Source organism: Paenibacillus sp. FSL M8-0142 (genome assembly GCF_038597315.1).
GTDB classification, from domain to species: Bacteria; Bacillota; Bacilli; order Paenibacillales; family Paenibacillaceae; genus Paenibacillus_AQ; species Paenibacillus_AQ lactis.
This window is the reverse complement of sequence record NZ_CP152008.1, coordinates 3,592,513-3,605,001: the sequence shown is the minus strand read 5'-3', so window position 1 is coordinate 3,605,001 and position 12,489 is coordinate 3,592,513. Positions and strand designations below refer to the sequence as shown.

General features: G+C 48.9%; 11 protein-coding genes. All 11 read left to right on the top strand.

Annotated elements, in window-relative coordinates; genetic code table 11:
- The first annotated feature begins 164 nt into the window (after positions 1 to 164).
- The 11 genes from NSQ46_RS16620 (at position 165) to NSQ46_RS16570 (ending at position 12,427) form a co-directional block, all read left to right on the top strand.
- A complete protein-coding gene (locus NSQ46_RS16620; protein WP_210094908.1) occupies positions 165 to 644 on the top strand; it encodes an Rrf2 family transcriptional regulator in 480 nt (159 codons plus the stop codon).
- Between the two features lie 54 nt (positions 645 to 698).
- On the top strand, positions 699 to 1,619 hold the full coding sequence (locus NSQ46_RS16615; RefSeq protein WP_210094909.1) for an NAD(P)/FAD-dependent oxidoreductase: 921 nt from the start codon (positions 699 to 701) through the stop codon (positions 1,617 to 1,619).
- Between the two features lie 404 nt (positions 1,620 to 2,023).
- Positions 2,024 to 3,778 carry an ABC transporter substrate-binding protein gene (locus NSQ46_RS16610; RefSeq protein WP_007131860.1) on the top strand — a complete coding sequence of 585 codons (1,755 nt, stop codon included), beginning with the start codon at positions 2,024 to 2,026 and terminating at the stop codon, positions 3,776 to 3,778.
- A 98-nt stretch (positions 3,779 to 3,876) separates the two neighbouring features.
- Positions 3,877 to 4,830 (top strand): ABC transporter permease, encoded by a 954-nt coding sequence (locus tag NSQ46_RS16605; protein WP_210094910.1) that lies wholly within the window; start codon positions 3,877 to 3,879, stop codon positions 4,828 to 4,830.
- Between the two features lie 18 nt (positions 4,831 to 4,848).
- Positions 4,849 to 5,781, top strand: coding sequence for an oligopeptide ABC transporter permease (gene opp4C / locus NSQ46_RS16600; protein ID WP_210094911.1), 933 nt, complete (start codon positions 4,849 to 4,851; stop codon positions 5,779 to 5,781).
- Positions 5,782 to 5,788: 7 nt separating this feature from the next.
- On the top strand, positions 5,789 to 6,769 hold the full coding sequence (locus NSQ46_RS16595) for an ABC transporter ATP-binding protein (RefSeq protein WP_342574057.1): 981 nt from the start codon (positions 5,789 to 5,791) through the stop codon (positions 6,767 to 6,769).
- Positions 6,766 to 7,731 (top strand): ABC transporter ATP-binding protein, encoded by a 966-nt coding sequence (locus NSQ46_RS16590; RefSeq protein ID WP_342574055.1) that lies wholly within the window; start codon positions 6,766 to 6,768, stop codon positions 7,729 to 7,731. The genes NSQ46_RS16595 and NSQ46_RS16590 overlap by 4 nt, the downstream gene beginning before the upstream one ends.
- A 389-nt stretch (positions 7,732 to 8,120) precedes the next feature.
- Complete coding sequence (locus NSQ46_RS16585; protein ID WP_007131866.1) at positions 8,121 to 8,777, top strand: phosphatase PAP2 family protein; 657 nt, start codon at positions 8,121 to 8,123, stop codon at positions 8,775 to 8,777.
- A gap of 196 nt (positions 8,778 to 8,973) precedes the next feature.
- Positions 8,974 to 9,900, top strand: a complete 927-nt coding sequence (locus NSQ46_RS16580; protein WP_342574052.1) for an ABC transporter permease subunit — start codon at positions 8,974 to 8,976, stop codon at positions 9,898 to 9,900.
- 19 nt (positions 9,901 to 9,919) lie between these two features.
- The gene (locus NSQ46_RS16575) at positions 9,920 to 10,819 is read left to right on the top strand and encodes a carbohydrate ABC transporter permease (RefSeq protein ID WP_007131868.1); all 900 of its coding nucleotides are present in this window, start codon (positions 9,920 to 9,922) and stop codon (positions 10,817 to 10,819) included.
- 99 nt (positions 10,820 to 10,918) lie between these two features.
- Positions 10,919 to 12,427 (top strand): ABC transporter substrate-binding protein, encoded by a 1,509-nt coding sequence (locus NSQ46_RS16570; RefSeq protein WP_341033570.1) that lies wholly within the window; start codon positions 10,919 to 10,921, stop codon positions 12,425 to 12,427.
- Positions 12,428 to 12,489: the final 62 nt, after the last annotated feature.

The window sequence follows — 12,489 nt, the reverse complement described above, 5'->3', positions numbered from 1 at the left end:
CGGATTCCATCATTTCAAAGGCGGCCCCTTTAATTCAATGGCTAATAGAGAAGCAAAGCTAGGCGCCCCGCATCATTTGTTTGTTGCAAATTGATGTAGAATCATTTATCATAGACTTCACAGGTCCATAATTGTGATAATAAGAGGAAGGGAGGGTAGACAAAATGCAGTTCTCCAAAAGTACGGACTACGCCCTGCACGCATTAATTCATTTGGGTCTTCCGGAGCGCGACACCAACGTCGGAATCAAGGAATTATCCGCAACGCTTGGGGTTTCCGAAAGCTACTTGTCCAAGATTATGTCCAAGCTAAGACAGGATGGAATCGTCCGTGCCGTCCCTGGGGTGAACGGCGGCTACGAGCTTGCCAGACCCGCCGATCAGATTACATTTCTTGATGTGATCCAAGTAATCGAAGGACGACAGCAGTTGTTTGAATGCTCGAATATGAATTCGCGGCAGCATCAGTTGTTAGCTCAAGAGGGAGCTGCACAGCAGGAACAACCAGCGAGAAACGGATGTCTGGTGGAGAAGGTGATGGAAGGCGCTGAGGAGCATCTGCACCAATACTTACGGGAGCATACGATTCAAACGGTACTGGATGAGGCTCTCAAGCACCGCAGCCATGAATCGCACAAGAAGTGAACCACTTCTTGCGGCTTAATTATGGACATTACAGATCTATGGAGGTAATTAAAAATGACAACAAAACAGTTTCTTGATGTAGCGATTATTGGCGGCGGCCCGGCAGGATTGAATGCTGCGCTCGTACTGGGACGGGCAAGGAAAAATGTAGTGGTGATCGATGAAGGTCGTCCCCGCAACGCCGTGACCCGTGCGACCCACGGATTTCTTACACGCGATGGCATCAGCCCTGGCGAATTCCGGCGAATTGCCAAGGAAGAGATCAGCAGCTATCCTTCCGTAACTTTCGTGGGGGATGCGGCCGTTGCGATTACGGGCTCGGATGGTCATTTTCAAATTACAACTGCCCAAGGGAACACCATTACCAGCAAAAAAGTGCTGTTTGCCGTTGGAATGAAGGATCAGCCGCTCGATATTCCGGGACTGGCAGAGGCTTATGGGAAAAGCGCGTTTGTATGCCCATACTGCGACGGATGGGAGTTAAGAGACCAGCCGCTAGTCATCATTGCCAAAGGAGCAGATGCCATGCACTTGGCTCCGTTAATATCCGGATGGACCAAGCAGTTTACCATCTGCACGAATGGCCCCGATGAGCTGACCGATGACCAACGCGAAGAGATGCAGCAGCATCAAGTACCTGTGTTCGACTCACCGATTCGGTTCATTGACTCAAGCGAGGGAATCGTGCGGCAAGTCGTTCTCGAAGATGGGACGTCCATTCCATGCAGGGGAATATTCTTCAAACCGACGCTTGTCACGGGCTCGGATCTTCCGCAAGCCATGGGATGCAGCATGACAGAGATGGGGGCCGTTGTCGTGGATGACTTTGGGAAGACAAGTGTCCCGGGCGTTTATAGCGCAGGGGATGCGGCATCCCGGCTTCACCAAGCGGTTGCTGCAGCCTCCATGGGAGCCTTTGTTGCAGCGGCTATGAACAACGAGATGAATTTGGAGGCTTGGAGAAGGAATGGCTGATGCCATACTAATCGGTATGTTCCATTGCTATAATGAACAACAGAACCGACGGGTGAGAATCGTGCTACAAAACATCCTATTGACAATCCTTAACAGGTAATGATAAGCTACGAAAAAGTCCGATAATTCCAATTGGAATTATTAAATTACACAGTTGAAAAACATAAAGTCGACCATACCATTGGAGACGTAGGAGAGCTGCAGCATTTCAGCTAATTCCTGCGTTTTTTTGTTTTTCACGTATAAGAGGAGAGGGGGCTTACTTCGAGAAGAGCGTGAAGAAGAATACATAATGGAGTTAAAAAAGATGCAGCAGTATATAGAAAAATTATCCTGAAACGATGATTGAAATTGGTTTGATACCAATACCAAGGGACTTTATAAACATGAAAAGGGTGGTTTATATGAGAAAACAACGGTATTCAGGGTTGATAGTGCTTTGGTTATTGGCGCTATCCGTCGTTCTGGCGGCATGCTCCTCCAGCCCGCAAAGCACGCAGACGGAGGCTGCGTCTACTCCCTCATCGACCCCTTCCGCGAATGAATCGTCATCGCAAGCGAATCAAGGAACGGGAGAACATTTACTTCAAGAGCCATTGCCTGCACAGGATTTGTCCAAACTACCGGATCGAGCCAAGCAGCGAAATGATGCGATTATCGTCACCTTGACGAACCCGAGCGGTGCGTTTACTCCATATTTTACACAGGTGGGATATGACGGCAATGTGAACTCCGTGCTATATACCCCGCTGGTCAGGGTCGATACGAACGGCTTGCCGGTCCCGGGACTCGCCGAGAAATGGGAGGTTTCCGAAGATAAGCTGACTTATACGTTCTTTCTTCGCGAGGGTTTGAAGTACAGTGATGGATCGCCAATGACGACAGAGGACGTCGAATTTACGTGGACCTTGCTTCACGATCCATCCTACGACGGCCTCAACAGCGTAGTGGAAACCAACATCAAAGGCGGGAAAGCATACAAGGAAGGTAAGGCCGATTCCATCGAAGGTATTCATGTGATCGATGAGAAGACAATATCCGTGACGCTGGAAGAGACCAATGCGACTGCACTGACGGTGCTGGGCGGCCCGATCTTATCCAAAGCCTACTATGGAAAGGACTATAAGTTCGGCAATCTGGATTACATTAAAAACCTGCACGCCAACCCGATCACGAACGGGCCATACAAGCTGGAGAAGTTCATTCCCGGCCAAGAAGTGCGTTTTGTTGCGAACGAACACTATATTTTCGGAAAGCCGAAGACGGAGTATTTCATCTATAAGACGACCGAAGGAGACACTTGGCAGTTTATTGAAACGGGAGAGGTCGATTACGGCAGCTTCTCCGCTACGACGGATAATATCGAGAAGCTAAAGGGCCTCGGCTTCTTGAATTTGATCCCAAGCACAGCGAGCAATTACGGATACAATCAATTCAATTTGGAGAGGGACCATCTGAAAGACAAGCGCGTCCGCCAAGCCTTGACTTACGGGCTGAACCGCCAGCTGATCTATGTCGATTCCAGGCAAGGTGCAGGATCGCTTGCCAATATTCCATCCTCTCCAATCCTGTGGTCCTATACAGAAGAAGGGATTAATCCCTACCCGTACGATCCGGAAAAAGCAAAGCAATTGTTAGATGAAGCCGGCTGGAAGGTCGGTGCGGACGGCATCCGCGAGAAGGACGGGAAGAAGCTGCAGATCAACTATCTGGGATCGAAGAGCCCGAATACGGATATTTTTATCGCCGTTGCCAAGGAGAACTACAAGGAAATCGGCGTCGATTTTATCCCTGAGCAGTTCCCTGATTTCAATACGCTCGTTTCAAAGGTGAACGGCGGGGATTTTGACATGGCCTCATTCTCTACGACGATTATCAGTGATCCTTCCCAGGGCGTTAGCAGCTTTATTAAAGGGGAGACAAAAGGCTATAACAATCCTCAAATCGACGAGCTTTATGCGAAAGGTTTAGCAACAGACGACATAGAGGAGCGCAAAAAGATTTACCACGAAATGTTCAAAATTCTTAACGATGAGCTGCCGATCATGTTTACCAACTATACCAAATCGGTGATTGCCATCAATGGCCGCATTGACGGGTTCGAGCTAAACCCGCTGGCGGGGATCGCCCACAGCTTGCCCGACTGGGAGCTTAAATAAGTACGCTTCAGCCAGCAAGTGGCTGTGAACCGCTTGATAACAAAGACATCTCCAGCCTGAGCTTTTCAGGCCGGAGATGCTTGATTGAAGGAGAGAACATGAGAACCTATTTGCTCCGAAGATGTTTATATATGCTCTTGATTTTGATTGGCGCGTCCTTGTTGATCTTTTTCCTGTATTCTTTAACGCCCGGCGATTACGTCGACAACAATTTGAGCTTAAGCGAGGAGCGCAAGGCAGAGCTTAGGGAGATACATGGGCTGAACAAACCGATTCTCGAGCGATACGTAAATTGGATGGCCAATATGTTCAAAGGCGATTTCGGATATTCCCTGGCACAGCAGCGTCCGGTCCTCGATCTGTTTCAGGATTACATATGGAATTCCTTTTTGCTAGCGGTGGTCTCAACGTTCTTTACCTGGTTCTTTGCCGTTGTCGTCGGCGTACTGACGGCCTACAAACAGTATTCGCTGCTCGATACGCTGGTTATGGTCGGCATATTCGCCGCTATGTCCATTCCTTCGTTCTTTATCGGGCTGTTCCTGATCAAAGTGTTTGCCGTCGATTTGAAAATCCTTCCGCCGGGAGGAATGATTACGACCGGCAGCCGTGCCGTAGGCTGGGAATATGTCGCCCAGGTTCTGCATCATATGCTGCTTCCGGTTGCCGTCATGGTGCTGCTCGGCGTAGGCTCGTTGACCCGGTACTTCCGCAGCAACATGTTGGAAGTCATTAAGCAGGATTATGTCCGTACCGCCCGGGCCAAAGGGTTGAAGGAGAGAACGGTTCTTTATCGACACGCGTTGAAAAATGCGATGCTGCCTGCAATTACTTTAATCGGCTTTGAGCTGCCAGGATTGTTCGGGGGCTCCATCATTATCGAGAAGATTTTTAACTGGCCGGGAATCGGTCAGCTGTACATGCAGTCGTTTACGGTCCGGGATTATCCGCTCTTGATGGGTTTTACGATGTTTCTGGCCATCTTGACGGTCGTCGGTACATTCATCTCCGATATCCTCTATCATACTTCCGACCCTCGGGTCAGGCTTTAGCGAAAGGAGGAGCTGCACATGTCTATTCCAACGACGGCAGGACGTCCGGAAAAAGCCATCCGCGCCCTGGATGTATCCGATTCGTTATGGCGGCAATCGATCCGCCAATTGCGCAAAAACAAGCTGGCGGTCGCCGGCTTCGCTTTTATCGCGTTTATGTTTCTGATCTGTTTTATCGGCCCGTTATTCTCGCCCTATGCAGACGGCAAGATCAACCCCGCCAATATGCACCAGCCTCCGAGCGCCAAGCACTGGCTGGGAACGGATCTGCTCGGCAGAGACGTGCTCACAAGGCTGCTGCAGGCCGGCAGGATTTCGCTTACGGTAGGTCTCGCATCCATGGCGCTGTCGATGACCATTGGAACGGTTCTCGGTATCGTTTCGGGTTACTACCGCGGCGTTGTGGATCAGATCATTATGCGGGTTGCCGACCTGTTGTTCACGATCCCCGGACTTCCGATCCTCTTCATCATGGGGGCACTAATGTCGGATTGGAAGATTCCGACCGATTATCGGCTGTATCTCGTGATGCTGATGCTGAGCATTATCGGATGGCCGGGCGTGGCGCGCCTTGTCCGAAGCCAGATGCTGACATTAAGGGAACGGGAATATATGCAGGCTGCCGACGTGCTCGGCCTCAGCGATAAGCGGAAGCTGTTTCGCCATTTGCTGCCCAATGTATTTCCGCTGCTGATCGTAATCGCTACATTGAGCATTGGAGGGGCGATATTGTCGGAGTCCGCGCTCAGCTTTTTTGGGCTTGGGGTTATGCCGCCGACGCCGACCTGGGGAAATATGATCGATGCGGCCAACAATGTGATCGATTTCGAGAAGCGGCCCTGGCTGTGGATCCCTCCCGGACTGGCCATCTTTTTGACGGTCATTGCCATCAATATTTTCGGCGACGGGCTCCGAGACGTTCTCGACCCTAAACAGAATACAAGCAGGTGAACGGAAGATGAATTCATTAATCGAGATTAATAACTTAAGCACTTATTTTGAATCCGGCGCAGGAACGGTCAAGGCGGTTGACGATATTAGCTTCCGCATCCGTGAAGGGGAAACGGTATGCATCGTGGGGGAATCCGGCTGCGGAAAGAGCATCACGGCGATGTCGATCATGGGGTTGGTGGATGAACCTCACGGGAAAGTCGTTGGCGGTCAAATCCGGTTCGGAGACAAGGATCTCTTGAAGATCAGCAAAGAAGAGATGCGGCGCATCCGCGGCAACGACATCTCCATTATTTTTCAGGAACCGATGTCCTCCCTTAATCCGGTCATCACCATCGGCAGGCAAATTATGGAGCCGCTCATGCTTCATCAAAAGCTGAACAAGAAGCAAGCTTATGCCCGGGCGCTGGAACTGATTGAGTTAGTCGGCATTTCGAGGGCTGAACAAATTGCGGCTTCATACCCGCATCAATTGTCGGGAGGCATGCTGCAGCGGATCATGATCGCGATCGCAATCTCCTGCGGCCCTAAGCTGCTGATTGCCGACGAGCCGACAACGGCGCTGGACGTAACGATCCAGGCTCAGGTTCTTGAAACGCTCCGTCAAAGCAAGGAGCAATCCAATATGTCGATCATGCTGATCACGCACGACCTCGGCGTGGTGGCGGAGATGGCGGACTATGTGATTGTCATGTATGCCGGGAAGATCGTTGAGGAAGGGGATGTCGAGGAGCTGTTCGAGCGGCCGAAGCATCCATATACCCGGGGACTGCTAAAATCAAAGCCGGTCATCGGTCAACGAGCAGAACAGCTGTATTCGATACCAGGGCAGGTCCCGAGTCCGCTTGAATTGACGGAATCGTGCTATTTCCATGATCGGTGCGAATCCTGCATCCCGATCTGCCGAACCCGGCAGCCGAAGCTAAGCGAAGTGGCAGCCGGTCATTTAGCAGCCTGTTGGCTGTACGAAGAGGAGGCGGAAGCGTGAGCGAAGCATTGCTTGAGGTGCGCCGTTTAAAAAAGTACTTTCCGATCAACGCGGGGCTGTTAAACCGGACGGTCGGCTACGTTAAAGCCGTGGACGATATCAGCTTCACGATCCAGCCGGGAGAGACCTTCGGTCTTGTCGGCGAATCCGGGAGCGGCAAGAGCACCGTTGGACGGACCATTTTGCGGCTGCATGAGAAAACGAGCGGGGACGTGCTTTTTAAGGGAATCCCCTTTCACGGGCTGCCCAAAACGGAGGTCCGCAAGCTTAGACCCAAGATGCAGCTGATATTCCAGGATCCGTACAGCTCGCTCAACCCTCGCATCCGTATTGGCGATGCCATTGGCGAATCCTTGCTGGAGCATGGTTTGGCGGAGAAGGATGAGCTTCGCGACGTTGTGCTCGATGTGCTCGAGGCGTGCGGTCTTTCCTCCTATCATTACAACCGGTTTCCCCATGAGTTTTCCGGCGGACAGCGGCAGCGGATCGGCATCGCCCGGGCTCTGGTGCTGAACCCCGATTTTATTATTGCCGATGAGCCGGTCTCGGCGCTCGATGTCTCCATTCAAGCCCAAATCATTAATTTGTTCCAGAAGCTTCAGCATACCCGGGGATTAACCTATTTGTTCATTTCCCATGACTTAAGCGTAGTCGAGCATTTGTGCAACCGGATTGGGGTTATGTACCTCGGCTCGATGATGGAAATGGCTTCACGGGACGAACTGTTTAGCCGGCCGCTCCATCCCTACACGAAAGCGCTGCTCTCGGCAATTCCTGTGCCGGTGCCGAGACTGAAGCGGGAGAGAATTGTTCTCAAGGGCGATATTCCGAGTCCGGCCAATCCGCCTTCAGGCTGTAAGTTTCATACCCGCTGTCCGCTTGCCACAGCCCAGTGCAAAGAGCTAGTACCCGATTTCCGTCTTGTCGGCGACGATCACTATGTTGCCTGCCATTTGGTGTAACACGGGGGTGATTACGGGCAATCTCTGTTTTGACTAATGGCTAAACGAATAAATGCTTCGGACGATAGAAGCGCAAAGAAATGATAAAGCCAATGAAACAACGAACGGGCATGCTCCTTTCGCTTGCGCTCATTCAAAAAAACCGCGAAACATCGCGGTTTTTTTGCGTGTAACATTCCTGCTTGATTCCATCGTTAACCAGTTTTTTACTTTGTACATCCGTTCCACCATGGTAGAATATTGATTTCACTGTGAAAATAAGGAGTGCAAGGAATGGATTTTCAATGTTGTAAGGCTAAAAAAATCAAAAACCAACGAGTCATGTCGAGAGGCTGCCGCTTCATATACATGAATCAGAATGTTGTGTCTCGGAAGAAGGGAGGGAGCGTGTGAATTCGAAAGTGAAAACCTATCTCCCGCTGTTATGGATTCTGGTCATTCCGGTACTTAACATCTTTTACGCTGTACTGAACCAGGCGCATATGCCGGTTTACAGTCTGATGACGGATCTGGATGCCCAAATTCCGTTTGTGCCGATGTTTATCATCCCTTATCTGATATGGTACCCATTCATCATCATCGTTCTGTTTATGCTCTGTATCAGGGAGCGTAGTGTATATTACCGGACGCTGCTAACCCAGTGTCTCGGTTTGGTTGCTTGCTATATCATATTTTATCTGTTCCAGACGACGGTTGAGCGTCCGACCGCCATGGGGACTGGGATTTTCGAAGGCTTAGTGAACCTGGTGTACAGCACCGATAATCCTTATAATTGCTTTCCCAGCATTCATGTGTTGACCAGTTATTTAATGATCAAGGGTGCAATGGCTTGTGCATCCTATCCTAATTGGGAACGGACAGCGGTGAAAGTATGTGCCTGGATGATCATTACTTCGACCCTGTTCGTGAAGCAGCATGTCCTTCTGGACATCGCCGGTGCCATCGCGGTGGTCGAGCTGCTATGGTATGGGGTAGGCAAGCTATCGTTGGGTCAGCAATCGAAGTTCAAGGGAGAAGTCGTTCGTCAAAATTTAACGGCTGATTAATAAATTATTTCTAGATATATCAAATGGTAAATGTAAGTCTCAGGCGACTGCACGAAGCAGTCGTCTTTCTTTTTGATCCTTACGATAAAGTCACCAACGTTGCATCATAAAGTCATGAAGATAGTGGCCCGGCAAAATCAAATGGCTATAAAATGGGGATGTAAAGGTTTACATGTCGTGACAAAGGGGTTGGAACATGAGAGACACGTCTCATTTTATGAAGAGTTTGAAGAAGTATAAATGGCTGCTGCTGATGACGTTGCCAGGGATCGTCTATTTATTCATCAACAACTATATCCCGATGTACGGCGTGATTCTATCATTTAAGAACTACAATTATGTCGATGGCATTTGGGGAAGTGCATGGGCCGGATTTGATAATTTTAAATTTTTGTTCAACTCACAGGATGCTTACATCATTACCAGGAATACCTTCCTTTACAATTTCGTCTTTATTGTGCTGAATCTGGTCTTAGCGGTTCTGGTTGCGCTGCTGATTAATGAGATTAAGAATAGAGCGATCAGCCGATTCTATCAAAGCACATTTCTGCTGCCGCACATTATCTCTATGGTCGTGGTTGCCTATCTGGTCTACAGCTTTCTAAATGTAGATAGCGGCCTTGTGAACAGATTATTGATCAATTGGTTTGGTTCCGAGGCGGTTTCTTGGTATGGTGAGCCCAAGTATTGGCCATACATACTGGTCATTGTCAATGCATGGAAGAACGTAGGATATCTATCCATCATTTACTTCGCTGCCATTATTGGTATAGACAAAGAATATTATGAAGCCGCCACGATCGACGGAGCAAGCAAGTGGAAGCAGATGACCCGGATTACCATCCCGCTAATTTTGCCCGTGATCATCACCATGACGCTGCTTGCGGTTAGCGGAATTCTCCGGTCGGATTTCGGATTGTTCTATCAGGTTCCCATGAATACTGGCGCTCTGATCCCGACAACGAACACCATTGATACTTTTGTCTATCGTGCGATGATTCAATCCGGGGATATTGGCATGTCGACGGCAGCTGGATTCTATCAGTCCGTTGTTTGTTTTGTACTGATATTAGTAGCGAATACAGCCGTAAGACGGATTAATAAACGAGACGCTTTATTTTAACAGAGGGGAGGTCAATGTAGTGAAGGAAGTGAGCGCAAAAAAATGGATCGGCGCATCCTCGATTCACCTGTTCTTTTGGGCATTTACATTTGTATCATTAATTCCGTTCATTCTTGTCTTTATGGTGTCCATTTCAAGTGAGGATTCCATCCTGCAGAACGGCTACTCGCTGTTTCCAAGTCAGATCAGCTTTGCAGCCTATCAATTTTTATTCAACGATTTTTCGGAAATCGCGAAAGCTTACGGGGTTACGATCTTGTCCACCCTGGTCGGTACTGTCGTGAGCCTCTTCATAACAGCCCTTTTTGCTTATCCGTTATCCAGACCCGAGCTTCCGTTTCGCCGCACCCTTTCGTTTTATATTTTCTTCACCATGCTGTTCGGCGGCGGAATGGTGCCTTGGTATATCACTTATGTGAACATGTTTGATTTGAAAAATACGATTATGGCCATGATCATTCCCAACTTGCTGTTAAGTGCCTTCAATGTACTGCTTATGCGCAGCTTCTTCGCCTCGTCCATTCCGGAATCCGTGGTTGAATCCGCGACGATTGACGGCGCAAGCGAAATGAAGATCTTCTTTAAAATCGTTGTTCCGCTTTCTTTGCCGATTATGGCGACGATTGGCCTATTCAACACGTTAGCTTACTGGAACGACTGGTACAACTGTATGCTGTTCATCGATAAACCCGAGCTGTATAACATCCAGTACCTGATGACAAAGACGCTCACGAATATTCAGTATCTTCTGATGAAATCCAATAGCTCGGCCCAGGTCGGGGAACTGCTCGCCACCATGCCTAGAGAAACGGTCCGCATGGCTCTTGCCATCGTTGGCATTGCTCCATTGATGTTTGCCTACCCGTTCTTCCAGAAGTATTACATTAGCGGAATTACAACCGGTGCCGTGAAAGGTTAGCTTCAAAACCACTGTTCGATTGAGGAGGTGGGGCAGGCGATTCGCACTTTAATAACGCTCTTTGAGAGAAGATGAATGTTGAGAGGAGATTTCAGGGATATGAAAAAGGCGCATTACTTAGTGCTTATATTCATGCTTTGCGGAATACTGGCATTAACAGGTTGTAGTAAGGGGGCTGCCGGTACCACACCGACTCCAGCGGATCAAACAGGAAATAATTCGGATTCCTCGCTTAGCCCTTATAAAATAACGCTTGTTTACCCGGCAACGGCTCCTAAAGATTTACTGCTTGTTCAGGAAGAAATGAGCAAATATCTGACGGAAAAGATCAATGCTACGATTGAGCTCAAACCCATTGAGTGGGCTTCATGGGATGATAAAACCAATTTGATGAAAATCTCCAATGAACCGTTTGATCTGATGTTCACAGCCAGCTGGTTCTCGTATGCGAAGGATGTTGCTAAAGGGCAGTATTTGGAACTCGATGATTTGATGGCCCAATATGGCAAAGATATTCCGGGCATCCTCGGCGAGGAATTTATTAAGGGATCCAGAATCGGAGGCAAGCTGTACGCACTTCCCACCAAGAAAGAATTCGGGCAGGGGTTCGGATTCCTTCTTGACAAGAAGCTGGTAGATAAATACAAGTTCGATATTAGTGGCGTCAAGACGCTGGAAGATATGGAAGCGATGTTCAAGACGATTAAGGACAATGAGCCTGGTGTGACTCCAATCGTTTCAAGCAAATTCACAAATATATGGGATGCAGCCAATTACGATTACATCGTGGCCAATCTCGCTGTACCACGGGGAAGTAAAGAATTGAAAGCCGTGGATACCCTGGAAGACCCAAAATTCATCGACTTCTACAAACGAATGCATCAATGGAATCAGAACGGCTGGTTTGATAAGGATATTCTTACATCAGACGCTGACCAAGGGATGAATATGATCAAGGCAGGCAAAGCCTTTGCGGTTGCCCAATCCTTAAAGCCAGGGAAAGACAAGGAAATGAGCATATCATCGGGTGTAGAGGTAGTGCAGGTAGAAACGGCGGAGCCGTTTACAACGACAGGAGACGCGCAGGGCGCGATGCTCGGAATATCGCGTACTTCTAAGGATCCGGCTAGAGCGATGATGTTCTTGAATCTGCTATATAGTGATCCGAAGCTGCTCAATATGCTGTACTGGGGTATCGAAGGTAAACATTATGTCAAGAAATCCGATAATGTGATTGATTATCCTGAGGGTGTGAATGCGGACACGCAAGGCTACCCAAATCCGGGAGGCTGGATGTTCGGGAACCAGTTCAATTCTTATTTATGGGTCAATGAAGATCCGAATAAATGGGAAGAGTTCAAAAAGTTCAATGAACGAGCGGAGCATTCGATTGCGCTAGGGTTTGCTTTTAATCAAGAGCCGGTTAAATCAGAGATGGCATCCTTAGCGAATGTCGAGAAAGAGTTCGGGGCTACGCTGAAATCGGGAGCCGTTGATCCTGAGAAGATTATTGCCAAATGGAAAGAAAAACGGAAGTCCGCGGGCTTTGATAAAGTGAAAGCCGAAGTGGAAAAGCAACTGGCTGAGTGGGCTGAGACTCAGAAGTAATAGGGATTAAGGAAAAAGGGGGATTCCAGACCGGGACGATCGATGTGTGTCCTTTATGGGAT